Source organism: Occallatibacter sp. (assembly GCF_036502485.1).
GTDB lineage: Bacteria > Acidobacteriota > Terriglobia > Terriglobales > Acidobacteriaceae > Telmatobacter.
On record NZ_DASXYM010000148.1, the window covers coordinates 1 to 25,827 of the forward strand.

Annotated in this window: 18 protein-coding genes; 7 read left to right on the top strand and 11 right to left on the bottom strand. The window is 62.0% G+C overall.

The window, feature by feature from the left end; all coding sequences use genetic code 11:
* A partial coding sequence (locus VGL22_RS18610) for a hypothetical protein (protein ID WP_465268452.1) occupies positions 1 to 290 on the top strand: 290 nt, incomplete at its 5' end.
* Between the two features lie 84 nt (positions 291 to 374).
* On the opposite strand, the gene VGL22_RS18615 is transcribed toward VGL22_RS18610, so the two are convergent.
* The 3 genes from VGL22_RS18615 to VGL22_RS18625 form a co-directional block, all read right to left on the bottom strand.
* Positions 375 to 2,708 carry a sigma 54-interacting transcriptional regulator gene (locus VGL22_RS18615; RefSeq protein WP_465268453.1) on the bottom strand — a complete coding sequence of 778 codons (2,334 nt, stop codon included), beginning with the start codon at positions 2,706 to 2,708 and terminating at the stop codon, positions 375 to 377.
* A 540-nt stretch (positions 2,709 to 3,248) separates the two neighbouring features.
* A complete protein-coding gene (locus tag VGL22_RS18620; protein ID WP_465268454.1) occupies positions 3,249 to 4,193 on the bottom strand; it encodes an N-acetylglucosamine kinase in 945 nt (314 codons plus the stop codon).
* A gap of 15 nt (positions 4,194 to 4,208) precedes the next feature.
* Positions 4,209 to 5,585: an alkaline phosphatase family protein gene (locus VGL22_RS18625; protein ID WP_465268455.1), complete on the bottom strand. Its 1,377-nt coding sequence runs from the start codon at positions 5,583 to 5,585 to the stop codon at positions 4,209 to 4,211.
* A gap of 239 nt (positions 5,586 to 5,824) precedes the next feature.
* Here VGL22_RS18625 and VGL22_RS18630 point away from each other — a divergent pair, with 239 nt between their 5' ends.
* The 3 genes from VGL22_RS18630 to VGL22_RS18640 all read left to right on the top strand — a co-directional run bounded on the left by VGL22_RS18630 (position 5,825) and on the right by VGL22_RS18640 (position 10,174).
* Entirely contained in the window at positions 5,825 to 7,675 is a 1,851-nt protein-coding gene (locus VGL22_RS18630) for an AI-2E family transporter (protein WP_465268456.1), read from the top strand.
* A gap of 91 nt (positions 7,676 to 7,766) precedes the next feature.
* A complete protein-coding gene (locus VGL22_RS18635) occupies positions 7,767 to 8,177 on the top strand; it encodes a BlaI/MecI/CopY family transcriptional regulator (protein ID WP_465268457.1) in 411 nt (136 codons plus the stop codon).
* Positions 8,174 to 10,174 (top strand): M56 family metallopeptidase, encoded by a 2,001-nt coding sequence (locus tag VGL22_RS18640; RefSeq protein WP_465268458.1) that lies wholly within the window; start codon positions 8,174 to 8,176, stop codon positions 10,172 to 10,174. The genes VGL22_RS18635 and VGL22_RS18640 overlap by 4 nt, the downstream gene beginning before the upstream one ends.
* Positions 10,175 to 10,311: 137 nt before the next feature.
* Here VGL22_RS18640 and VGL22_RS18645 read toward each other — a convergent pair whose 3' ends face one another.
* On the bottom strand, positions 10,312 to 11,706 hold the full coding sequence (locus tag VGL22_RS18645; protein WP_465268459.1) for an MFS transporter: 1,395 nt from the start codon (positions 11,704 to 11,706) through the stop codon (positions 10,312 to 10,314).
* Between the two features lie 227 nt (positions 11,707 to 11,933).
* Here VGL22_RS18645 and VGL22_RS18650 point away from each other — a divergent pair, with 227 nt between their 5' ends.
* The gene (locus VGL22_RS18650) at positions 11,934 to 12,860 is read left to right on the top strand and encodes a proline dehydrogenase family protein (RefSeq protein ID WP_465268460.1); all 927 of its coding nucleotides are present in this window, start codon (positions 11,934 to 11,936) and stop codon (positions 12,858 to 12,860) included.
* Between the two features lie 43 nt (positions 12,861 to 12,903).
* Here VGL22_RS18650 and VGL22_RS18655 read toward each other — a convergent pair whose 3' ends face one another.
* The 4 genes from VGL22_RS18655 to hemE all read right to left on the bottom strand — a co-directional run bounded on the left by VGL22_RS18655 (position 12,904) and on the right by hemE (position 18,418).
* Positions 12,904 to 14,289, bottom strand: a complete 1,386-nt coding sequence (locus VGL22_RS18655; protein ID WP_465268461.1) for a glycoside hydrolase family 27 protein — start codon at positions 14,287 to 14,289, stop codon at positions 12,904 to 12,906.
* 102 nt (positions 14,290 to 14,391) lie between these two features.
* Positions 14,392 to 15,744, bottom strand: a complete 1,353-nt coding sequence (locus VGL22_RS18660) for a Xaa-Pro dipeptidase (RefSeq protein WP_465268462.1) — start codon at positions 15,742 to 15,744, stop codon at positions 14,392 to 14,394.
* Between the two features lie 489 nt (positions 15,745 to 16,233).
* On the bottom strand, positions 16,234 to 17,202 hold the full coding sequence (hemH, locus tag VGL22_RS18665; RefSeq protein ID WP_465268463.1) for a ferrochelatase: 969 nt from the start codon (positions 17,200 to 17,202) through the stop codon (positions 16,234 to 16,236).
* Positions 17,203 to 17,335: 133 nt separating this feature from the next.
* On the bottom strand, positions 17,336 to 18,418 hold the full coding sequence (gene hemE, locus VGL22_RS18670; protein ID WP_465268464.1) for a uroporphyrinogen decarboxylase: 1,083 nt from the start codon (positions 18,416 to 18,418) through the stop codon (positions 17,336 to 17,338).
* Positions 18,419 to 18,592: 174 nt separating this feature from the next.
* Here hemE and VGL22_RS18675 point away from each other — a divergent pair, with 174 nt between their 5' ends.
* Entirely contained in the window at positions 18,593 to 19,732 is a 1,140-nt protein-coding gene (locus VGL22_RS18675; protein ID WP_465268465.1) for a hypothetical protein, read from the top strand.
* Positions 19,733 to 19,758: 26 nt separating this feature from the next.
* Entirely contained in the window at positions 19,759 to 20,178 is a 420-nt protein-coding gene (locus VGL22_RS18680) for a type 2 periplasmic-binding domain-containing protein (RefSeq protein WP_465268466.1), read from the top strand.
* A gap of 78 nt (positions 20,179 to 20,256) precedes the next feature.
* Here VGL22_RS18680 and VGL22_RS18685 read toward each other — a convergent pair whose 3' ends face one another.
* The 3 genes from VGL22_RS18685 to VGL22_RS18695 form a co-directional block, all read right to left on the bottom strand.
* Positions 20,257 to 21,006, bottom strand: coding sequence for a tetratricopeptide repeat protein (locus VGL22_RS18685; protein ID WP_465268467.1), 750 nt, complete (start codon positions 21,004 to 21,006; stop codon positions 20,257 to 20,259).
* On the bottom strand, positions 21,003 to 22,754 hold the full coding sequence (locus tag VGL22_RS18690) for a hypothetical protein (RefSeq protein WP_465268468.1): 1,752 nt from the start codon (positions 22,752 to 22,754) through the stop codon (positions 21,003 to 21,005). The genes VGL22_RS18685 and VGL22_RS18690 overlap by 4 nt, the downstream gene beginning before the upstream one ends.
* A 228-nt stretch (positions 22,755 to 22,982) precedes the next feature.
* Positions 22,983 to 25,745 carry a PAS domain-containing sensor histidine kinase gene (locus VGL22_RS18695; RefSeq protein WP_465268469.1) on the bottom strand — a complete coding sequence of 921 codons (2,763 nt, stop codon included), beginning with the start codon at positions 25,743 to 25,745 and terminating at the stop codon, positions 22,983 to 22,985.
* Positions 25,746 to 25,827 lie beyond the last annotated feature (82 nt).

Sequence of the window (25,827 nt, forward strand, 5' to 3'; positions counted from 1 at the left end):
GGGATGGCTGTGAGCGCGGTCACGTGAGATGCGGGGAAAGAGGGACAAAGGGAAAGAGGGAAAGAGGGACAAAGGGAAAGAGGGAGAAAGGGACAGAGGGAGAAAGGGACAGAGGGAAAAAGGGACAGAGGGAAAGAGGGACAGAGGGAAAGAGGGACAGAGGGACAGAGGGAAAGAGGGAAAGAGGGACAGAGGGACAGAGGGAAAGAGGGAAAGAGGGAAAGAGGGACAGAGGGAGCGGAAAACGCTATTCAGGCGAATGCGGCGATCATCTCAGTAATTGCACTTGACTGGATGTGGGAGGCGACGGTCACGCTAACGGTTTAGAGAAGGGCCGGAACCGTTCGTCTGCCTCTGTAACTCCGCCGCTGCCTTTACATGTATTCCTTCCGCTCGATCCGCAGCTTCTTCAGCTTCGAGTTGAGCGTGGTCCTCTTCAGGCCCAGTCGCGCGGCCGCGCCCTCGGCGCCGCCAATCAGTCCTTTGCACTCGCGCAGCACCTTTAATATATGTTCGCGTTCCGCGGCGTGCAGCGTGGCTGGCTCGCCCGACTCTTCGCCATCATCCTCATTCTCGTCCAGCGGCGTCTCAAGCTCCGCCAGCGGAACATACAGCACCGCTCCGCGCGTCAGGATCACGGCCCGCTCGAGCATGTTTTCAAGCTCGCGAATATTCCCCGGCCATCCCCAATTCACCAGCGCATCCATGGTGGCATCAGGAATCGTCTCGATCATCTTGCCCATGCGCCGGCTATGCGTGGCCACAAAATGCCGCACCAGCATCGGGATATCGCTCCGCCTCTCCCTGAGTGGCGGTGCAAAGATCGGAAACACCTTCAGCCGGTAGAACAGGTCCGCCCGGAACGTTTTTTCCTGAACCATCTTCGCCAGGTCGCGATTGGTGGCCGCAATCAGCCGCACGTTCACCGCAATCGGCCTTGTTCCGCCAATCCGCTCGATCTCCCGCTCCTGCAGCGCGCGCAACAGCTTGGGTTGCAGATCGAGCGGCATCTCGCCCACCTCGTCCAGAAATAGCGTGCCCTCGTGCGCCAGTTCAAGCCGGCCCATCTTGCGCGCAATGGCCCCGGTAAATGCGCCCTTCTCGTGCCCGAAGAGCTCGCTCTCCAGCAATCCCGCCGGAATTGCCGCGCAATTCAGCTTGATGAAAGTCCGCTCCGCCCGATGGCTCAGCCGGTGAATGGCGCGCGCCAGCAGCTCCTTGCCCGTGCCGGTTTCCCCCTGGATCAGCACCGTCGCATCCGTCGGAGCCACTGTTTCAATCTCCCGCAGCACCTGCTTCAAGCCCGTACTCTCGCCAACGATATCCTCGAAGCGGTTCTCGAGATTGATTTCGTCCTCGAGATACTGCTTCTCCTGGTTCAAGCGGTCCCGGATCTCCGTAATCTGCTTGAACGCGACCGCGTTGTTCACGGCCATCGCCATCCTGTCGGCGAACTCCTCCAGAATGTCCGCCTCCTTGGTGCCGAACGCGTTCTCGCGCCTGCTTGACACCGCCATCGCGCCGATCGACTCGCCGCGGTGAATCAACGGCACAAAGCACGCCGATTGCATCCCCAGGTCCAGCAAGTGCTGAATACCGGCATTCGGAAATCTGCCGTCCTTGATGTCACTCAGAATCACCGGCTCGCGGGCTTTGAACGCCTCGCCAGCCGGCGACGCGACCGCCGGAATCCGGATTTCGCTGCGATGCGTCTGCGTGTCCGCGCCCAGGAACTGAACATGTATGGTGTCGGATGCCGCGTCATACAATCCCAGCGTCGCCGCATCGTGCGGAATCACCTCGCGAATGCTGGCCGAAAACGCCTCCAGCAGCTTCCGCACATCCATGTTTTCCAGCAGCGCCGAACTGAGCTGCAGCATCACGGATTCTTCGGCACGCTTCCGGTCTGTGCGGTCTCCCGTCACCTTGGCGAACCCCGTGACCTCGCCAGTGGCCCCGTGAATCGCCGTCAACACGCTGTGCGCCCAGAAACGCGATCCGTCCCCGCGTACGCGCCAGCCCTCTTCCTCAAAACGCCCGCGCTCCGCCGCTTGCGTCATCATCATTTCCGGGTGCCCGCGCTCCAGGTCCGCCTGCGTAAAGAAACGCGAGAAATGCTTGCCCAGAATTTCATCCGCGGTGTAACCGTGGATGCGGTCTCCGCCCGCGTTCCAGGTCGCGATGTACCCTTCACGATCGAGCATGTAGATTGCATAGTCGCGCACGCTCTCGATAATTGAGCGCAGATGCTGGTCGTATCGCCGCAATTCCTCCTGCGCTGCCCTTTGTTCAGTCACATCGCGCACAAAGCTCAGCACCACCGGGCCGGTCGCCGTCCCAATCGGCCGCAGCATGATGTCCACCGGGAATTCGGTCCCATCCTTGCGCCGGGCAAACAGGTTCAGCCCCGCGCCCATCTGCCGTGTCCGCGGATGCGCGTTGAAATTGTCGCGGTGGCTCGGGTGCCGCTCCCTGAAACGCTCCGGCACCAGCGCCTCAATCGCCATCCCCACAAGCTCCCCGCGTTCATAGCCAAACATCTCAAGCGCGCGCGGGTTCGCCTCGCGGATCAGCCCCTTGTTATCCGCGATGAATATTGCGTCCGGGCTGATCGCGAAGTGATTCTCGATCAATATCTGAGCAAACTCGGCACGATGCTGGCGCGTACGCGCCGACGCGTCCTGCTCCGGGGGATTAGAGGGCCGCATGCCTTTGGGATACCTGACCTGCAAGATACAGCTACACGGCCGTACCGGGCAATCAATCAAACAGTTAAAGTGACTCGCACCTGAAGGAGGCGTTCCTCAGTAGCGAAGGGATGCCTCTGATTCTACTTCGCGCCGGCGGCGGCAACCGGCGACCAGGAGGACCCTCACGGCGGCCGGGAAGGGGGGGTGTGTTTACTACATGGCAAACATGTTGATTCAGTTTCCGGGCGGCATTGCGCCGATTCTGCGGGTGCGTTGGGGGTAATCTGGAGCTTGGAATGTGATATAAGTCACATCGACAATCATACTATCGTATTTTGAATCAGCTATATACCTGAAATTCCCGACCAAACCCCAAAAAACTGCACTAGGTAATTCTTCAGTTAACTTCGAGCTGAATGCCTTTTCTATTTGCAGCGAGTCAGACTTCTGCGAACCCTGCCGGCAACCTTGAGGGCGGCGGTTCTATTGTGACAGATTCCGGTTTTAGATCAGTGATGACGATCACGGGTGAGGGGCGGGCCGAGTTTGAGCTCGCGCTCACCCCGCAGACCGAATTGCACTCACGGGGGCCGGGCTTTCCGCCATCCGCTGCGCCCGCCACACCGCGCCCTCGATGGCGACTACCTCGCGATCCAGCACCGGCATCTCCGGCGCCGCGGCCTTCAGCCGCGCGAAGAACCCCTCCCGCACCAGCCGCGACTTGCCCAGCACGCTGCCGATCCAGGCCACGGGAACCTCTGCCGTCCGCCCGTGCTTGCGCCCCAGCTTTTCGCGCACCAACAGCACAAACCCTGCCAGATCTTTGGCCGCCTGCTCCAGCACTCCCAGCGCCACGGCGTCGCCCTCTTCCGCCAGCCGGGAAATTGCCGGCGCGAGCTGGGAGAAGTCCGGCCCCGGCGTCGAATCGCCCAGGTTCACCAGCTCGTCGATGCCCTTCGTCCCCCAGATCTGCCCAACCACGTCCAGAACCCGCGTAGGCTCCTCGCGATCGTATGCATTGAGCGCCCGCCGCACCCCGTGCAGCCCGATCCAGTAGCCCGAGCCCTCATCGCCCAGCCGCGAGCTCCATCCGCCCGCGCACTCGCGTCCACCGTCCGGCGCCCGTCCGATGCAGTTGGTTCCTGTCCCCGCAATCTGCAGAATTCCCGGGCCGCCCTTGAACGCCGCATCGAGCGCGATGACCTCATCGCCCACCACTTCCGAGCGTTCCACGCCAAAGTCCGCGAAAACCGCCGTGATCCACTCTGGAACCCCCGGCATGGTTGCGCTGGCCACGCCCGCCGACGCCGCCTCCACACCCTTCACCCCGGCCTGCTGAAACACCTCGCCCAGCAGCTCCCGCAGGTTTTGCTCCGCGGCCTTGGCACCCACGCGCAGCCGCTTAATCGAGCCATTCTCGGCAAACGCCAACACCCGCTCGCCTTCCACAATCGAGGCGCGCGTGCGCGTTCCTCCCCCATCAATCCCCAGGACTACGCTCATCCCTAATTGACTCCCTTACCGCGGGTTCGTCCCCGGTGATTCCTTTGCCGCTATCGGCGCTGCCGGCCCTTCGGCCGCTGCCGGCTCCGGGATCTCCCCACCGTTGTCACGCAGAGTTCGCGCCAGAATGTTGAGATTTCCATCGCTCTTGGGCGCGTTCAGCCCCAGCATGTGCGCCATCCATACATACAGATTTACGTTCTCAAAGGGCTTTAGGTTTACACCTGGGACAATATCGGGCCCTGCCGCGAAAAAACTCGCCTTCATCTGCGGCACGGTGCGCGGGTCGAACCCGTGCGCCCCGGGCTGCGGCGGCTGGTCTGGCTTCCCTTCCCCGGGCTTTCTGGCGCGAATTGCATACGGGCCGCTGGCGACGATCACCGGATCTCCCTCCCGTTGATTTTCGCTGTAGTGCAGCCCTGCCGGCACATCCTTGCGCCGATACACAAAGAACTGACTCGAGGCATGCTTCAGCGCGTTATACGCCCTGGCGCGATCCTCCTCCGTCCTGGCATAGAGCAGCGGCCCCACTGTTTCGAAGCCGCTCAGATCGGCGAACTCGTCCAGGTTTACCCAGCCGCCCTCCACCTTGACCATGCCATGGTCGCTCACCACCACCAGGTCCACCGGCAGCTTCGTCTTGTCCAGCGCCACCTTGAGTTTGCCGATGATGGCATCCATCTTCAGCACCGCAGCCCTGGTCTCCGGCGCATCCGGACCAAACTGATGCCCCTCGTGATCCGGCTCAGAAAAGTACATGGCAATGAAGTGCGGCCGCTGTTCTTCGGGCAGCTTCAGGAGGGCGAGGGCATCGTCGATCCGTGCCTGCTGCACAGCTTCCGTACCCTCCGTCTTCTGATCGAACCTGGCATACCATGTGGGCCGATGCCCGGCGATCTCTGCCTCCGAACCCGGCCAGAACAGGACCGCTGTGCGCATCCCGGCGCTTTCTGCCAGGCTCCATATCGGGGTTCCGGCATACCAGGACCCATCCGTCACCGCGCCCGCGTCGCTCATGCCGTAGCGGGCCTTCTTCGCGTCGTCATAAAAGCTGTTGGCGACCAGCCCATGATGTTCGGGATAGAGCCCCGTCACAATTGTGTAGTGATTGGGAAAGGTCAGCGAGGGATAGCTCGGCAACATGCCTTCAGGGGTCCAGGCTCCCGCTTTCCCCAGTGCCAGCAGATGCCTCGCCCCATCCCTGCTCGCATAGTCCCAGCGGAACCCGTCGAGCGACACCAGCACCACATAATGCGCTTTCTGCGCGACGGCTGAATTGGCGCCGTTCTCCGCGTGTTCCAGGGGAAGCGCGGGACTGAGCCGCGGATGCTGCGCGCCCGCTGACACGGTCAGGAAGCACGCCACCAGAGCAAAGCCAAGCCGCCGGTGCATCCCTGAACTCATCTACCACCCCTGCATCAGGTTACCCCAGCAGGCAGCCTGCCAAATCCTTCCGCCTGAATACCCGTGCCAACCGGGGCGCCCGCATCTAAACCTCCCATGAGGCTCACCCCAGAGGTAGCAAGCGTCGTGCGGCATGCGGAACAATCCCGGAATCCTGCACAGCCCGGTTCTCCGCGGCGGCAGCAGTCCGCGGCAAGCAAACGGCGCGCGGCGCGCGGAGCTCAACGATGAACGGAACCGCCGGCACCCGCATCCTGTCGAGGCTGTGGCTGCTCATCGCCTTGGTGGTGAGCATCGCAGTGCTTTATCTCGCCAAGGTCTTATTCCTGCCTCTGGCCTTCGCGGTCCTGTTTGCATTTTTACTGGCCCCGCTGGTGGCGCGGCTGGAGCGACTCCGTCTTCCACGCACGCTGGCCGCCGTCGTCGTGATCCTCGCCTTCGCCGCGCTGCTCAGTTGCGCCGGTTGGATCTTTTTCAGCCAGCTTGTCGCCATCGCCAACGACCTGCCTACGTACCGCGGCAACATCGCCCAGAAAATGGACGCCTTTCACACTCCCGGCAACTCTGCGTATAGTCGCGCCATGCAGGAAGTGGAACGCCTGGGAGACGAGTTGGGGATCGCGAATACCCCCTCTCCTCACATCAACTCGCAGAGCGACGGCAAGCCGCTGGGCACCTCGCCCGAGCATCCTCTTCAGGTAAAAGAAGTCTCGCGGCCCCCCGCCAGGCTCGACGAACTGGGAGGCGCCCTTGAGCCGCTCGCCACGGCCCTGCTCAGCGTCGTCTTTACCTTCTTTGTGCTGCTGCAGCGCGAGGATCTGCGCAACCGCGTCATCCGCCTCACCGGCGAACGCAATGTCAGCACCATCACCCAGGCCATGCGCGACGCCAGCGCCCGCATCAGCCGCTACTTCTCCCTGCAGCTGCTCGTCAACGCCATCTACGGCACCATAGTGACGGCGGTTCTCTACGCCCTGGGGCTGCCGCATTCACTGCTGTTCGGTACGCTTGCCGGGATACTTCGGTTTGTTCCCTATATCGGCTGGATGGGCGCCGCCGCCGTGCCCACCGTGCTGTCGCTCGCTATCTTCCACGGCTGGCAAAAGTCACTTATCATCGTCGGCACGTTCCTGCTCCTCGAAATCGTTACTGGCAATTATGTCGAGCCACACATCTACGGCAAGCATACGGGGCTCTCTTCCATAGCGATCCTTGTGGCGGCGGCCTTCTGGACGCTGCTCTGGGGCCCCATCGGCCTGGTGCTCTCGGTTCCGCTTACTGTGTGCCTGGTGGTTATCGGCAGGCACGTACCGGCCATGGAGTTTCTCACGGTTATGTTGGGCGACAAGCCAGCCATCCCGCAGTGGACTTGCTTCTATCAGCGTCTGCTGGCGCGTGATGCCCGCGAGGCTGCCGAGGTGCTTGAAAGCGCGGTGCGAGACCGTCCGCTCGAGGAGGTCTACGACTCGGTTTTGATTCCTGCGCTGGTCAAGTCGGAGGAGGATCGCCAGGACAGCGATCTGGACGAGTCCGCCATTCGCTACATCCGGCACCGTTCCCGCGAATTCATTGAGGAGCTTGGCTTCCGCGAAAACCGCGGAGAAGCCGCCCAGGACCACGAGCCGCTAACGCCAAACGCCAGTCCGGCCCTCAAGGTGATGTGTGTGCCCGTGCGCGACGAAACCGATGAACTGGCAGCGATGATGGCGGAGCAGATGCTCGGAAGCGCCAACGTGTACGCCTGTTCCATCCCGGCGCGCCGCATCGACGAGATTCTGGCTGAGATCAACGCAGAGAAGCCGGATATGGTGCTGCTCTGCGCGCTGCCGCCGTTCGGGCTGGCGCGCGCTCATCGCATCTATCGCAACGTAAGAGCGCGCTACCCGAAAGTGCGCATCGTGATCGGAATCTGGAGTTACCCCGACGACTCCGCCGAGGCGGCGAAAAAGATCAGCGGCAGCGATGATGCCCGCATGTGGACGCGACTCACCGAGGCGCTCGCCGAGATCCGGTCGCTCGCCGGGCAAGATCCGGTTACAGAACCTGCTGCTGAAGAACTGGGCCGCCCGGCAGCCTGACGCCCGGAAAATTCGCTCTTGCGCTCACCTTTACCTATATGTTACCGTCTGTAACGTTATGGCGAGTAACAATGCATCCGTTCATGATCCTGTGGAGCTCGGCGAACTTGAGCGCGACATTCTGACCATTGTGTGGCGTCTGGGCAAGGTCACCGCCGAGCAGGTGCGTGAAGAGCTTGACCGGCCGCTGAAGGATCCCACCATTCGCACCGTTCTGCGCCGGCTCGAGGAAAAGGGTTATCTCAGCCACGAGACGGAAAATCGCACATTCATCTACCGCCCGGCCGAGTCGCGGCAGCGGGTCGCCGGACGGGCCGTCAAGCGCATCGTGGACTGGTTCTGCGACGGTTCCGTGGAGGCGCTGCTGGTCGGCATGGTTGACTCCAAGGTTCTGGATCGCGACGAGCTGCAACGCCTTGCTGACCGCATCGCTGCCGCGCAGAAGGAATCGACGTCGAAACAGCATTCCGTTAAAAGGGCTGGCTCCAGGGAGGCAAAATGATCCTGTCCTCTTCCTTCCCCGGGTTGATCGTAGATTCCGCGGCACGGTCGCTGCTGCTGGCGGGTGTGGTGGGCGCTGGACTGATGTTGTCGCGCACGCACAACGTGGTGGCGCAAAAGGCCGCGTGGACGCTGGTGCTGGCAGCGGCGCTGCTCATGCCGGCGTTGGCGCCGTGGGCCGCACACATTCCCGGCCTTCCGAAGGGCGCAACCATTCCCCTTCCGCGCGCGTCGTGGCTGGCCAAGTCAGAACCGGCTTCGGTTCAGGCCCCCTCGCAGCTCAACCACTCCTGGCCGGCTTCCGCAGATTCCGCAGCACTCGCCACGGTGCCGCACTCGGCCGTCCCGGAAGCGGCCGATAGCGCCTCCTTGAGCCGATTCCCCGCGCCCGCGATCTCCTCGGGCACGATAAGGGCGCACAATGCCGCGCCCCGTGAAAACCCCGCTCTGTCCCTGCAGCTTGCGGACATCCTGCTCCTGCTCTACGGCCTGGTTTGCGCCGCACTCCTGGCACGGCTCGGCCTGGGCATCGCGGCTGCCATCCGGCTCTGGATCAGGGCCGAGCCGGTGATCCATCCCAATATTCCGCGAGAACTTCATGTACGCGTGAGTGACGGCGTCGCTTCTCCGGTCACCGTAGGATCCGGCATCGTGTTGCCCGCCGGCTTCGCCGAGTGGGACGAAGAGAAGCTGCATATCGTGCTCGCGCATGAGGCGTCACACGTGCGCCAGGGTGATTTTTATCTGCAGTTGTGCGCCGCGCTCTATAGCGCCCTGTTCTGGGTCAGCCCGCTGGGCTGGCTTCTCAAACAAAAACTGTCAGAGCTGAGCGAAACCATCAGCGACCGGGCGGCCGTAAATCGGGCCGCGAGTCACGCCATTTACGCACAGGTTCTGCTTGAATTCGCGGCACTGCCGCGCCCCATCTCCACAGGAGTCGCCATGGCAAATCATGGGAATGTCATCTCTCGCATCGAACGGCTGCTGAACGAGAGCAGCTTCACGCAGGCATTCGCCGGCGGGCGTGCGCGCATTGCCGCCGCCGTGGTGCTGGTTCCCTTCGCGCTGGTGGCGGCAACGCTGGTTCGCGTTGAGGCTGCTCAGGCTGCACCGCCTGCGCCGCCCGCGGCCCCGGCGCTGTCCCCGACACCAGGCGCACCCGAACCAGCCGCTGCGGTAGCGGCCGATGGCCTCGCCGGTAACCCTGCCGCTCCACCCATCGCTCAGGCGGCTCCAAGTGCCGCTCCTGCACAATCTGCGGCGGCTCCTGTTCCGCCTGAGGCGCAAGAAGCATCCTCTGGCACGCCACGCTACCACTCCACCTGGCACTCGCAGAGCCACTATGCGTACGACGACCATGGCGAAACGTATGCGGTCATCAGCGGCAAGGACGAGGTGACGTATTCGGACGACTGGCACCAAGGCCAAACGGCGGAGATCAAGAAGGCGCGCAGCATGGCGCATGGCGACTTCCTGTGGTTCACGCGCGGCGGCAAATCGTATGTTGTCGATGACCCGCAGCTTGTCGCGGGGATCAAGCAGATGTATGCGCCGATGGAGGCGCTCGGGAAGCAGCAGGAAGAACTGGGCCGCCAGCAGGAAGAACTCGGGAAGAAACAGGAAGCTCTGGGCGCGCAAATGGAAAAGGCCAGCATGCCCACTCCCGACATGGCCGCGCAGATTGCCGCGGTGGAGAAGGCCACAGCCGCATTGAAGGCCGCCAAGGGTCAGACGCTGACAGAGGACAAAGTGGCCGATATGCAGGAAAGGCTGGCAGAGCTTCAAGGCCGGCTGGGTGAACTGCAGGGCAGTATCGGCGAACGACAGGGCGAACTGGGCTCAAGGCAGGGAGAACTCGGCGAGTTGCAGGGCAAGCTCGGAGAGCAGCAGGGCAAACTGGGCGAACAGCAGGGCCGCATCGCCCAGGAGGCCGACAAGAAAGTGAAGTCCATCATCGACGAGAGCCTCAAGAACGGCAAGGCGCGACCGGTGGAGTAAAGCAGGGACCGGGGAACAGGGACGAGGCATCAGGGATTCCAACCCATACGGAGTACTTTCGGTTGATGCCTAATGCCTGGCGCCCGGTCTCCAATCCCTGATCCCTGATCCTTGCTCCCTGATCCTTGGTCCTGCACCTACGCCGCCCGCTCCATCGGCGTCGACGGCTCCGCCGAGAGCTCCTCCAGGCTCTTTCCCTTGGTCTCCGGCAGCATGCACATCGTCACCACCAGTCCCACGACGCTGGTGATGGCCGCCGCGGCCTCGGCCGCCGGCAGCCCGCGCCAGTGCATCAGGTAGGGAAAGAGGAACACTCCGAAGAACCCGCCCACTTTACCGAGTGCCGCTGCTACGCCATGCGCCGTCGTGCGCACGCGCACCGGGAAGATCTCCGACGGATACACAAACGTTGTGGCGTTGGGCCCGAACTCGGTAAAGAAGAAGCTGATGCCATAGATCAGCACAAACGGGATGCTCATCTTCTCGATCCCGGGTATCAGCGCCAGCAGTCCGAAGGTCACAGTCATCATGGCAAACCCGAGGCACTGGATGGTCTTGCGGCCAAGCCGATCCATCGTGAGCGCGGCCACAGCATAGCCGGGCACCGCAAACACCGCGAAGATCCCAAGCTGGGTGAGCGTCTTCTGCAGCAGCGTGTGATGGTCCTGCAGGGCCGACAAGATCAGCGGGCTTGACACAGTGTTGCCGTAGTACGCCGCGTCCATCAGAAACCACGCTGCGCTCGCACCGACTAGCCGCAGCAGCAGCTTCTCATCATTGACCAGCCGGTGGAAACCGTCCCAGAACGATATCGACTGGCTTGGCGTCTGCCCCTGGTCGATGCGCACGATCTTGCCGGCTTCATCCTCCTGAAATCCATTGGCGCGCAGGAAACGGGGCGTCTCTTTGAGCTTGCGGCGCTGCCAGAAAACCGCCATGGCGGGCACGGCGCCAAAGCCAATGAGGATGCGCCAGACGATGTCGTGCGAGAGCGAAGTGGAAAGCAACGCCGCGGCAAACAGGGGGCCCACAATCAGCCCCGCTGCCTGCATGGCGAAAACCAGGGTCACCATCATCCCGCGGTGCGCCTTGCCGGAGTACTCGCTCATGATGGTAGCGCTGACCGGATAGTCGCCGCCGATGCCGATGCCCAGGATGAACCGCAGCCCGATCAGCCAAATGATATTGGGAGCAAACGCGCAGGCGATTGCGCCCGCCGCGAGCACCAGCACTTCGAACCCGTAGATGCGCTTGCGTCCAAGCATGTCGGCGACGCGACCGAACAGCAGAGCGCCCAGGGCGGCGGCCAGCAGCGCGGTGGACTCCACCAGGCTCTCCTCCAGCGGCTTGACGTGCCACATGGGCTTCAGCAGGGTCATCACGACGCCGATGATGAACAGGTCATACGCGTCTGTGAAGAAGCCCATCCCGGAGATGAACATGAGCTTCCAGTGGCGGCCTGAGATCGAAGCGTTATCCATCTCTGAGAAATCGGGATTGGAAGCAGCGACAAACGGACGGTTTGTGGACATGAAACCCCTCTTCCACAGGAGATGCGAGGCCGGTTCCGGCAAGCTGTTCCGCGATCATTACAGAGAAATGAAATGTGGCTGACCAAGCGGGCGGCTCGGTGCCGGAATCCCTTACTGCTGGTTCGCTCGGCGTCCCCGGTACCCCATCACTAACTCCACTGCAATGTGCGACAATCATCTTTCCGCCGGGAGTGCGCTCCCCGTGACCTCCGGCGGCAGAGTCAAACATGGCCCTTCTGCGTTCCGGTTTCATCGCACTCTCTAAAAACCGCACACTCCGCAGCTTCATGGAGCGCTCCCGCATGGGAGGCAAGCTGAGTTCCCGCTTTGTCGCCGGCATGACCATCGAAGACGCCGTCCGCGCCTGCCAGTCGGTCAACGGGCAGGGAATGGCTGTCACCCTGGACGCTCTGGGCGAGAGCGTCGGTGACGACGCCGCGGCTCACCGCGCCGCGGATGTCTATCACAGCCTGCTCGACGTCATCGCCGCCGGCAAGCTGAATGCCAATGTCAGCGTAAAGCTCACGCAGATGGGGCTTGAAGTCAATCACGGGCTCGCCGAGAACATCGCTCTTGAGCTGGCAAAACACGCGGCGGCGCTGGGCAACTTCGTGCGCATCGACATGGAGGACTCATCCCTCACCCAGGTCACGCTCGACATTGTGCGCCGCATTCACGCGCAGCCGGGCCTGCGCGGCGCTATCGGCATCGTGATTCAGTCTTACCTCTATCGATCTGAAGCCGACATCCAGCAGCTCCTGGCTGACGGCATTCGCGTACGACTGTGCAAAGGCGCCTACAAAGAACCACCCGAGGTGGCGTTCCCGCGCAAAGCGGATGTGGACGCGAACTACGTGAAGCTGAGCAAGATTCTTCTCGACAGCGCTGTCTACCACGGCCTGGCCACGCACGATGAAAAGATGATCGCCGCCGCCAAGGCGCACGTACGCGAGCGCGGCATCGCCAGAGATCATTATGAGTTCCAGATGCTCTACGGAGTCCGCCGCGACCTGCAGCGCGAGTTGGTTCGCGAAGGGCACGGGATGCGCGTCTACGTTCCGTTCGGCAGCGAGTGGTATCCCTACTTCATGCGGCGGCTCGCCGAGCGTCCGGCCAATGTGTTTTTCCTGGCAAAGAACCTGATCAGGAATTAGGCCGGAGCCGAGAGAAGGACACGCAGCAAACTAACGTGCCTAATCACTCCACGCGGAACAACGCGCTGCCGTGGGGCGGGAGCTCGACGTGCAGCATCTTCGCGGACGGAATCGGTTTGGCGCTCCACACATCGAAGGCGGCATGCAGCTTGTCGGCAAGGTGGAAGCTCAACCACGGCACGTCCAGAGTCTTTGGCTCATCGGCAAGGTTGAACACCGCCGCATAGGTCTTCCCGTCCTTGTGCGCGTACCACGCTCTCCAATCCAGAGGCGCTTCATCGTTCTTCGGCATCAGGGCCGGGCCGCTCACGGCGGCTTTTTGATTTAGATCCGTCACTTCCCTGTTCGTCATCAGCCCGCGCGTGAAGTCATCCAGCTTCGTCAGATTGCCACCAAAGATCAGAGGGCTGCGGCTGATTGCCCACAACGTAAACTCGGTGCGCTCCTCGTCCTGCGTATAGCGCGACTGCCGCGCATCGCCCAATCCGGGATGCGGGGTCAGCGAGCCTTCGGGCAACATGTCGGGATCGGGCCACGAGCCCGGCTTGACGTACTTGTTCCATTGGGCGATGCGGTCGAACTCCTCTTTCAGGCCGAAGGGGAACTCGCTTCCCTTCCCTTTGTTCTGCTCCATCCACACATCCCAGTGGTCGTCGGTGATGCGCCACATCTGCGAGTACTTCGCGACCTCCTCGGCATGCGACAAGCTGGTCGGGCCAGGCGAGAGGCTCAGCACCATGGGGCGGCCTGTCTTGCGGATCGCCTCCGCGACCTGGCGGATCTCGGTGGGGCGATAGGGATGGTCGCTGATGCAGTCCACCTTGATGTAATCGACGCCCCAGTCCGCGTAGCGCTTCAGCATGGAGTCGTAATAAGCCTGGCCGGCAGCGTTGTCGGACACGCCGTAATTGGCGTCGTTCCACGGGCAGGTCGCGTCGCGGTCCGCCGCATCAGCTGCATGGAAACTGGAGCCGGCGATGGGCAGATTCTGCTCCACCACTTCTTTGGGAATTCCGCGCACGATGTGGATGCCGAACTTGAGGCCGAGCGAATGAACCCAGTCGGACAGCGGCTTGAAACCGGCGTTACCGGCAGACGACGGAAAGCGCGCCTCAACAGGCAGCAGCAGGCCGTGCGGGTCATACAAATACTTCTGCTCCGCGGTGGTCGCGGCGAAGGGGTCGCGCATGTACCAGCCTTCGTCGACGACGGCATACTGCCAGCCGTACTGCTTCATGCCCGCGAGGACCTTCACGTTGTCGCGGAACTGGGCCTCATCGATGGTGAGGCCGTATGCGTCCCAGCTATTCCAGCCCATCGGCGGAGTGGGAGCCACCTTGGCCGATTGCGCCGTAACCGACAGCAGTCCGATCAGGAAGGAAAAAATAGCCAGAAAATAGAAAACGCGGAACAGCCTTGCGCGAGACATGAGGAAACGTATACCACATGCGGCGATGGCAGCCAATGGAGCGGAGCAAGCTTCGCAAGCCCCAGGTCTCAGAATCGAGACCTGGGATACCCGCGTCGATAGCTATTTCGCGGCGCCGGCCTCGTCCTTGTACACCTTGCCGCCCTTCATCACGAAGCTCACATGCTCCAGGGTCTCCACCTTGGCGAGCGGGTTGGCGGTGACGGCAATCAGGTCAGCGTACTTGCCGGGCTCGAGCGTGCCCACGTCTTTGGAGCGGTCGATGAGGTCGGCAGCGGATTGCGTCGCCGCGCGGATCGCGCCGGCAGGCGTCATGCCGAACTTGACCATGTAATGGAACTGCTTGGCGTTGTCGCCATGCGGATAAACACCGGCGTCCGTGCCGAACGCAATCTTCACGCCGGCTTCGACAGCTTTCTGGAAGTTCTCGCGCTGCAAGCGGCCCACCATGCGTTCCTTGTCGACGTTCTCCTGCGGCAGCCCGAACTCGACGGCTTTGCCGAGAATGTAGTCGTCGTTGTAGATGTCCGCCACCAGATAGGTGCCGTGCTGCTTCATAAGCTGTATGCCCTCGGCGTCCACTAGGCTGCCGTGCTCGATGGAGTCGACGCCAGCGCGGACCGCGTCCTTGATGCCCTGGGTGCCGTGGGCATGCGCAGCCACTTTGCGGCCGGCGGCGTGAGCGGTTTCGACGGCTACCTTCATCTCCTCGTAAGTGAACTGCTCGGCGCCGGGCTTGTCGCCCTGGGAGAGTACGCCGCCGGTGGCGAGAATCTTGATCACGTCTACGCCGTACTTCACCTGCGCGCGAATGGCGTGACGGATTTCGTCAGGGCCGTCGACGATGGCGAAGTCTTTTTCCGCGGGGTACATCATGTTGGACACGGAAGGCGCAAAGCCGTTCATATCGCCGTGGCCGCCGGTGATGGAGAGCGCCGGGCCCGAGGCCACAACGCGCGGCCCGGGAATAAAGCCTTCGTCGATGTAGCGGCGCAGATCGACCGCGAAGAATGGACTGGAGCCTACATCGCGCACGCTGGTGAAACCGGCCTGCAGTGTGTGCGCGGCGTTCACCACTCCGTTGAAGCCGCCCATGAAGGGAGTTTGCTTGACTTCATTGATGGGGTCGTACTTGTCGGAGCGCGCTTCGAGATGGGTGTGGCAGTCGATGAGGCCCGGAAGGACGTAGCTTTTGGAAAGATCGACCACTTTGGCGTCCGCAGGAATCTTCACTTCGCCGGCGGGGGCCACCTTGCTGATGCGCTCGCCTTCGATCACCAAAACCACGTTGTCGCGGAGGTTGTCGCTGGTGGCATCGAAGAGGTGCCCGGCTTTGACATACACCACCGGCAACGGGGCTGGCGCTTTGGGCTGGGACTGGGCAACAGGATGCAACACGGCGAAGGCACACGCGGCCGCGGCGGCGCGAACAACAACAGACTGGATCTGAGACAAGGCTGGCTCCGTCAGAAGATAGGGATTCCTTCGGATTATAGAGAACCGGATGGTAGAGAACCAGCCGAAGCTTCAGCGCCGCATTTCAATCTTCGGACTTACGGCGGGTCCGCATCCCGCGATTCTTCAGCAGCCGCACGCTTCTGCAGGAACCGCATTTCCACGGATAGTAGCCAAAGCGGACAAACACAACCCGCTGCATGAACCCCTTGCGCGAGGTACGCTTCAGCATCTGCTTGCCGCACGTGGGGCAAGTCAGAGCGGAACCGCTTTGCCGAAAAGAAGTGCTTTGAAGGTCCTGTTCGTCCACAGCCGAGTCGTTGACACCAAGAAAACTAGAAGATGAGCCCATCGGTCCCCTGTAAAAAGGCAACTGGATGACCCCGGGGGAAGGGTCAGTCTAGCACGCAGAACGGTTTAATGTCGCACGGGCAGCGGAGTGGAATGCTTGCTTGCCGGCCTTGGAGGGGGTCGCCGCCAAGGCCCAAGTCAGCCGCGGACGGCGAGGCGGCCCAGCCCCTCGCTAGCCAGATCGGCGATGGCGCGGCAGAGGGTGACGGAGCCGTTGAGGGATTCTGGACGCTCCAGGCGAATTCCCTTTGCCCGGGCGTAGCCCTTGAAGGCAATGTCCACGTCGTAGAGGATCTCGACGTGATCGCAGAGGAAGCCGATGGGCTGAAGCATCATGGCGTTATGGCCGGCTTCGGCGAGCTTGTCGATGGTCTCCTCCACAGTGGGGCCAATCCACGGTCCGCCGCTGGCGCCCTGGCTCTGGAACGCGAAATGCCATTCCGCGATTTCAGGAACAGCCGCTGCGACCAGTTCTGCCGTATGACGAGCTTCGTCGGCGTAGGGATCGGCGCCCTCGCCCGGCCAGAGCTTCGGGCCGCCTTCGCCCGGCGCCGGCGGCTGCACGGTTCGCGTGGGGACGCTGTGCGCGGTAAAGAGCACGGGTACGGGACGGCCGGTTTCCGCGGTGAGCCTCGTCAGTGCCGGCCGGAGCCGCTCTGCAAAGGCCTGAATGAGAAGCGGGTGGCGCGGCCAGGAGTCAGTGAAGTCGATAGCGAGAGGTCCCGCCTCCGCCTGCACGGCGCGGCGATAGAGGCCCACGCTGGTGCGCGAGTTCTGCGGAGCGAGACAGATGACGGCTGCTTCTGCAATTCCGTCAGCACGCATCTGCTTCACCACGTCGGGAATGTAGGGCCGCCAGTTGCGCATGCCCACGTAGACGGGGACGGCGTTGCCGCTTGAGGCAAGCTCCGCTTCCGTGAGCCGTGCCTGCTCCATGGTGAGTTCAGTGAGCGGACTGCGTCCGATCAGTCCATAGCGGTGCTGGATCTCTTCGACGACATGCTGAGGAAGCGGGCGCCCGCTCACCACATTGCGGAGATACTCGGGAATCTGCTCCACGGTTTCCGGCGTTCCATGGGCCAGCAAAAGCACCGCTTGTTTCGACATCGGCGAAATCCTTTGGAATCGGGTTGGTCGGGGATCAGAAGTCAGGGGTTCCGGTGCCTGGGTAGCGCGTAGCCGGTAAGAAGCTACAGGCTACGGCCTACGAGCGACAGGCTACAAGCACTCTTCCTGCTGGCTACAAGCTCGCTTCCTGCAGACGGAATTCGCGCACCATCTTTACCACGGCCTGAACATTTTCGACAGGTGTGCCGGGCACGATGCCGTGGCCGAGGTTGAAGATATGGCCGGGGCGCCCGTTGGCAGCGCGCAGCACTTCTTTCACGCGCTGCTCCAGGATCTCCACCGGCGCAAACAGGGTGATGGGATCGAGGTTGCCCTGCACCGCATGGTTGTAACCCACGGAGCGCCAGCCTTCGTCGAGCGGCTGGTGCCAGTCGAGGCCGATCACGTCCGCACCGGTGCCGGCCATATCGTTCAGCAGCCCCGCGGTCTCCACGCCAAAATAGATTACCGGCACACCCATGGCCTGCACCGCGCGCACCAGGCGCTTGGAGGCTTCAAAGGCATATTGGCGGTAGTCAGAGAGGGAGAGCGAGCCAACCCAGCTATCGAAGATCTGGATGACATCGGCCCCGGCCTGCACCTGCTGCAGGCAGTATTCGGTGAGGACGGCCACGATCTTGTCGAGCAGTGATTGCCATGCGCTGGTGTTGCCGTACATCAGCTTCTTGGTTTCGATGTAATTGCGCGAGCCGCCGCCTTCGATCATGTAGCTGGCCAGCGTGTACGGGGCGCCGCAGAAGCCGATGATGCCAAGCCGATCCTTAAAGTGAGCGGCGACCTTGCTGATGGCCTTGGCAACGTAGTCGAGGTCTGCGGCGCGGTCAACACGCAGCGCCTTCACGTCCTCGGCAGTTCGAACCGGGTGATGCACCACGGGACCCTCGCCGGCCAGGAACTCGAAATCGAGGCCCATCGGCTCGAGCGGCAGCAGGAGGTCGGCGAAGATGATGGCCGCGTCCACGCCCAGCTTCTCGGCGGCGGTAATGGTTACTTCGGCCGCGAGGTCGGGCTGCTTGCAGATTTCCACCAAGGTGTGGTGCTTGCGGACGTCGCGATACTCCTGCATGTAGCGGCCGGCCTGGCGCAGGAACCATACGGGCGTGCGGTCGACTGGCTTGCGCAGACAGGCGCGCACAAACCGGCTGCCGTCAAGGATGGAATTTTCGACGGCGTTGATCTCTGGTTTCGTGTCCATATATCGCAATTCTAGAAGGCTTGAGGCGCAATGCGGCGCTTCGCGCCAAACCCGTGTGCGTTTCGTCACTCGTTGAACCGGGCGCGGCGAAATATCCAGTCAACGCAGCCTTACAAATTCATGCAATCGAACCGTCATGCCGGCAAGGCTAGGCCCCGTCCTCAAGGAGAGAGCATGAGACGCTTACTGACTGGCGCGACGCTGGCATTCGCTTTGATTCGCCCCGGTTCCGCGCAGAGCATTGAAGACCTGAATATCCAGATTTACGGCTATGCCACCCAGGGATTCCTGTACACGAACTACAACAATACCTTCTATGCCATGACAACCAACGGCAGCCCGGCGTGGACCGAGGCGGTGGTAAACATGACCGCCCAACCGAAGTCGGGTCTGTCGATCGGCGTCCAGGCGCGTTACCAGTTGCTGGGTGCGTCGGGCAACAGCATCACACTTGACTGGGCAGCCGCCGACTTCAAGGTGAATGATTCCTTCGGCGTGCGTGTTGGCAAAGTGAAAACGCCCTGGGGACTGATGAATGAGACCCAGGATATCGATCCCTCCTACATCTGGACTCTCCTTCCACAGAGTGTCTATGACATCACCACGCGCAATGCCGACCTCTCACACTATGGCGGGCTCGCCTACGGCGCCATCGAGCCTGGCACAAAGGCCGGCAAGTTCGATTACTACATCTGGGGCGGCGAACAGGTGGTTCCCGCGGACGACGGCCAGTTTGACGACCTGAACAATGCCGGAACCGGCCCCACCAGTCCGCTGAACTTCACCACCATCGGCGGCGCCCTTCATTGGCGCACTCCGCTGCCCGGCCTCATGCTTGGCGCCTCGGATGGGAAGGAGAATGCAGGCAGCGTCGAGTTGCACGGCGGATCGCAACACTTCGCCCCCTGGAACAATGTCTCCTGGTTCGGACGCTTCGATCACAAGAAGTGGATGGCCGGCGCCGAATGGAATCGCCAGGCAAGCGCATCCACGCTCTCCCTCGATGGCCAACCGTCTTCGCCGGAAAACTCCGACGCGCGCGGGTGGTTCGTCATGGCTTCCTATAAGTGGAATGACAAGCTTTCGCTCGGCGCCTACCGCAGCGACTACTTCGAAAAGCAGGCTGAGCTGGGACCGGACCGCTACACCAAGGACTGGACCGCTTCCATGCGTTACGACTTCAACCAGTTCATCTACCTCAAGGCGGATCAACACTTCGTCAAGGGAACCGCACTCTCCCTTGACAGCTTCCGTAATCCCAGCCCGCACCCTGATTACCTGCTAACCGCCATGAAAATCGGCGTGAGCTTCTGAGGCAAATGACGAGGAAAGACAAAGCCATGAAAAAACTTCTGTATGCCTCAATCTCTCTGGTCCTGGCCGTTGGGTTCTGCATCCGCACGCACGCCCAGGTCATCGTGGTCGCCAACCCGGCCGTAAGTGCTGGCTCCATCTCCAAGGCCGAATTGCGCGATGTCTTCACGGGCGCATCCACCAGCGTCCACGGCGCGCGCGTCAAGCCGGCCCTGCTCAAGGAAGGACCGGCTCACTCGGAATTCCTTACCAACTATGTGGGACGTTCGCCTGTCACCTTTATCATGTCCTGGCGAGGGCTCGTGCTCTCAGGTCAGGCGACGATGCCCAGAACCTTCGATACGGAGGCGGCACTGGTGGACTATGTCTCGCGGACTCCGGGGGCGATCGGGTATGTGAGCAAATCTGCACCGCACGACTCGGTCAAAGTCCTTACTGTGAACTGATCGGGAGACCTTACATCGGAAAAGCGGGAGGGGTCTGCCGACCGTTCTCTTTTCTCAAGACCGAGAGCAGGCGGCTGTTCAATTGGCAATCCCCGCCTGCTCCTCGGCTGCCAGCCGAAGCACCATGGCGGCTTGCGCATCGCGGTGAAGACAGGTAAGCAACGTGGCGAGTTGGCGGGCGACCTCCGCGGAAGCAGGATAGGTGTTCCATCCGTCTTCCAGCACGGTGGTGGCCTCTTCAGAGCGTCCGAGCTGAACCAGAGCGGCGGCCAGATTCATGAACTGGTTGACGGTGCGATGGGGGCGCACGCGCGGCTGTTCCAGCAGGTCTACAGCCTCCTGATACATGGAGGCCATATTCAGATCCGAGGACAGTGCGTCCAACTCGAGCGCGGCTTCGGGGTCAAACTCCAGCGCCTTGCGCCACTCCTCAATCGCCCCGGCAGTGGAGTGCTGGGCATCGAGCGCGCTGGCCAGCAACACATTGAGCTTCACATTGCGATAGCCGAGGCTCTCCGCCTGCTGAAGAGCCGTGACGGTGGTTGCGGTGTCGCCGGAGTAGTAGAGGGCGGCGCCGAACTCGAACACCACGCGCGGCAGATCTTTCTGTTGCGAATCGCGTTCAATCGACGTGGCAAAGGCCCGCGCCGCACACGCAAAGCTGTTCTGCCGCGCAAACCACACGCCCAGTTCGTTCAGCGCTTCGGCCGACGGCGTACCCGAGAGCTGCTGCTTCATGGCATCCGGCGGAGCGCAAAACTCCGCCCTCAGGTGCGGAGCGCACAACCCAAGCAGCACGATGAAGGCGCAAATGCGAAGGGCTCTCACCGCTTGAACTCCCCGTTCGCTATACTGCTCTTCGATTTCGGCATGCCCTTCTCTTTGGCGTTGGCGACACGGGTCGCCTCGTCGGCAACCTTTACCTTGATCTCCTCAATTCCGTCGCCGGCAATGTTGACGAATTCAGGAATGTTGACGGCGCGATTAGCGGCCGTGGCGTTGTCGATCAGAATCGCCGGACTGTCGTTGCCGTTCGCATCAATGTGAGTGAGATACATCTGGGTGTAGGGCGAGCGCGCTTTCGACGAAAACACCAGCCAGCGGCCGTTTGGGCTGAAGCTGTGCCACGAATTCATCAGGCGCGTGTTGGCGCGCATGCGGCGAGCAGTGCCGCCGGCAAACGGCACAATGTAGAGCTGGCTGTCAGGGCGCATAAGCTGGCCGCTCCTGCACTGCACGAAGACAATCCATTTGCCGTCTGGCGAGATCTTGGGGAAGTTGTTGCTCATCCCGTTCTCGCTGGCGCCTGCAATGCGCTCGGGTGTGCCGCCTCTGCCATCGTTGAAGGGAATGCGATAGAGGTCGTACTGAATCTGCGTCTCATTCTCATCCATGCTGTACAGAGCAGGGCGCTGACCGCGAGTGCGCGGCTCGCGTGCAGCCGCCCGGGCAAACACGATCCACTTGCCGTCGCGGCTCCACACGCCATCGGTCTGCACATATTTGGGATCGTCTGCGCCGGGCAGCGGATGGCGCAGGCCATCCTTACGGTCGTAAAACTCAAGAATCCCTTTGGTGGGATAGAAGACCTGCAGGAACCGATAGTCCAGGAAATTGGTGACGTAGTAGCTGTCGATCATCGACTTGACTGAGGGTCCCGCGAACGTGCTCAGCACATACCTGCCGTCCGGCGAGAGCTGGGACATGAAACCCACGCGCGCCGTGCCAAGCGCTCCGTCGCTTTTCCAGTGCAGCATGTCTTTGCTGTCGATCGTCATCTGTTTCTGCACCGGCACAACCGCATAGAGTCCCTTGTCATTCGCAGGCCCGTCGATATCCATGCCGAACGTTTTGCCGTCCGCGGAGAACGAATGGCAGTTGGCGCAGGTGGGCATGTCTTTGAGCACCGTGTGGCTTTCCGACTTGCGAATGTCGCGCAGCCGCCAGTGGATCAGCGGAACGGAGGCGCTGGCCAGCGGCGAGACGTGGCCGCTGGTATTGGCCGTAGGCATGAGTGGTACATCGCGATAGAAGATAGGCGCGGCGACTTCGTCTTTCGAAGTAGTGAACGCAACGCGCGACGCAGACCAAGGCTTGCCCTCGCGATAACCTGTGATGGCGAACGTGGCGGGGCCTGCGATGGAGTGCGCCTGGATCTTTGTCCAGGTCCCGGCATCAGGCTTCCACGTAAATGTGGCCGCCTCCTGCGGTGTCAGCTTCGGCATCTCGTTCGATTCGCTCACGGTGTCGGGATCGATTTCGCCCATCTGCATGTGCCCGGCCTGTATGGCGAGATGCAGAGGCGAAGCGCCATCCTCGAACACCACGTCAATCACCCATGACTTTCCGGCAGCGTCGCGCCACAGGAATGTAGGCGCGGGAATGCCCGGAGGGAAGATCGATCCGGCCTCGGGATAGTCGATGGAGATGGGAAGGAGCGGCGTGGAGCTAGCGGCGGCGTGAACTGTAAAAGATGGATGGGAAGAGACGCCGAACGCGAGGAACGCTAGAAACAGTCCGGCAGCAGTGAGGATCGCTAAATTCGGCGGTCTTCGGAATTGCGGCAGCCGCAACACGGGCCCTCCACAGCGTCAGCCCTCAAAGGCAGGACCGAAGAGTGCCTCAGGGCTCGAACCAGAATGAATCAGGTGACTTATCCAGATTAACGCAGAGTGTGTGTGGAAAGACGCTCGCTAGTCCCATCAAAGGGGAGCTGAGTGCGCTTCGTCACATGAGTGTGCCGCCTGCTGCCTGTGACAAAGAGGCGCCGTATCGGCACCCGGCCGTAACGCCCAGGTGCTGGTTCAGGTCCGCGGAACAGCGCTCTGATGCGCGGCGGCATCGACTGGGAACCAAATGGAGAATGCGGTTCCACTTCGATCGCCCTGGCGCGACTTAACCCGCATCCGGGCGTGGTGCTTGGCAACAATCTCGCGGGTCACCCAGAGCCCCAGGCCGGTTCCGTTGTCGCCTTTGGTGGTGAAAAACGGCTCAAACAGGCGACGCCGCACCTCGTCGCGCATGCCATGCCCTGTATCGGCCACGGTGACGCGGACGCCGGGCTGCCCGGTGTGCCAGTTGCGCTGGTCGCGCGTGCGCAGGACAAGGCGACCGCCGGTCTTGGTCGCGTCAAACGAGTTGCCGATGAGGTTCGCGAACACCTGTCGAATCTCGTTGCCGGAGCAGTAAACTCGCGACGTATCCGCGTAGTCGCGGTCCAGCGATACGCCTGAATTTTTCAGACGGCCTTCATAGATGGCGACTGACGACTCGAGCAGCCCCGACATCATCTGGTCGGCCAGCGCAACGGACTGGCGATTGAATCGCAGGGTGTGCGTGACGATGTGCGATACGCGTGCAAGCTCGTCCTGTGCCATGCGGCTGAAGTTGCGCGCGTTGGCGTCCTGGGAATTGTGCTCGATCAGGTAGAGCAGGTTGGTGACGGCCTCCAGGGGGTTGTTGATCTCATGCGAGATGGATGCGGCCAGACGCCCGACCAGAGCCAGCTTCTCACTGCGGATCAGGGCTAGTTCGGCACGCTTGCGCACGTCGATATCCCCGATGGCGTCCACTGCACCCACGATCTTTCCCTGCGCGTCGAGAATGGGCGCGCCGATCATCTCTAGCCAGATGGAAGACCCGTCCGGCCGCACGTACCTGTACTCGCCGCGATGAATTCCGCCCAGCGCCAGCGCCAGCGTGACTGGACGATCTTCCACCTCCACGCGCGAACCGTCGGCGTGCAAAATGGGAATGTCCCGATAGGTTTCGCCTGCACTGAAGGCATGGCCAAGGATGCGCTCCGCCTGACGATTGGTGCTGATGATGCGCCCGTCCGCCAGCGTGAACAGCAGCCCAATGGGCACGTTTTCGAACACCGCGCTCAAGCGGGCCCGCTCGGCATCCAGGGCTTCGCGCGCCTGCTTGAGGGCGGTAATGTCCTGGGTGACTCCGTCGAAACGAAGCGGCTTTCCATCCTCACCGTATGCAGTGCGGCCAATGGCGCGGATCCACTTCTGCCGGCCGTCTGGAGCCACCGCCCGATACTCGATGTCGTAGGGTCCATGCGAACCGATCGACTCTTCAATAGCATGGCGGGTGCGCTCGCGGTCTTCCGGGTGCAGCAGGTCGTAGAAAAGCTCGATCGTGACCTCCGCATCGGGTGCCAGGAAGAAGTGCTCTTTCACCGTCACGTCCCAATCGAGGCGGTCGAACGGGAGATTGCAGAACCAGTAGCCGATCTGGGCGGCGCGGGTGGCAAACTCGAACCGCTCGCGCTGCTCGTGCAGTTGCTGCTCTGCCTGCACGCGCTCCGTAATGTCCTGGAACAGGTTGGCGATGCCGCCATCGGGCGTCGGGTAGTTTCGGACCAGGAACCAGCGATTCCAGGTCTTGAAACAGCCCTCGGCGGTGGTGGGTTTCTGCTCGCGCAAGCAGCGGATGAGAGCCGCGCCAGTCTCGCTTTCTTCCAGGTCGGGAAAGACCTCCAGCAGAGGCTTGCCGATGAGGGTGTTGCAATCCACTCCCCGGGCTCGATAAGCGTCCGCGGCTGTCTTGTTGAAGCTGCGGAACCGCCCGTCCGCATCAATAGACACAAAACCGTCGCTCATGGACTCGATCACGCTGGCGCGATTCTGTTGTGCATCGATCAATGCCTGTGTGGCCTGGCGGCGCTCGGTCATGTCCACGCCGAGCACCAAAATTCCCGAAATGGAGCCGTCCGGCTCGCGCAGTGGCTGAAACACGAAGTCGACGACGCGGTTCTCCTCCGGCAAGGAGTCTGTGCTGGCCAGCCCGAACTCGAGATCGTTGCCCACGAACGGCTCACCGGTCAGGTAAACCCGATCGAGTATCTCCAGGTAGCCCTGACCGATCACGTCTGGCAGAGCTTCGGCCACCGGCCTGCCGAGAAGACTACGGCCGCCGACCACGCGGTCATACTGCGGATTGGTCATCTCAAATACGTGATTCGGTCCGCGGAGCACAGCGAAAAACACAGGCGCCTGCTGGAAGAGTGCGTGCATGCGCTGCTGCTCCAGGCGGGTGGAGCGCTCGGCAAGGACACGCCCCGTGGTTTCAAGACAGGTGACGAGAACACCGGCTGGCTGTCCGGCAGAGTCGCGGACTGGGCTGTAGCTGTAAGTGAACCACGCATCCTGGATGCGGCCGTTGCGGAAGATGGGGACCAGCTGATCCTCTTGCCAGACGGATGTGCCGCGCGCTGCGTGCTCAATCTGGGTGCCGACGACGTGCCACACCTCCGCCCAGCATTGGCGAGCCGGCTGCCCTATGGCGGAAGGATGTTTATCGTAACCGAGGATCGGGATCGCTGCGTCGTTGTAGAACTGGGTAAACTCATCGCCCCAGAACAGCAGCATGGGATTCTGGTTGGGCAGCATCATGTTGACCAGAACAACCAGGGCGTCGGGCCATTCGGGCATGCGACCGACCGGCGTCTGAGACCAGTCGTTGGCGCGAATCAGTTCGGCCGTTTCGCCAGAGCCGTAGATTCGTTCCACTCCAGAATGGACGGAGAATTCGCCAACCTCTGCGGTGTCGTTCTGCATGAACCCAATCAATTCAGGTGAATTCGGAGGCCCCGGCCCGGACGCTGACGCGTGGAGGACTGCTGGTCAATTTTGATGCCGA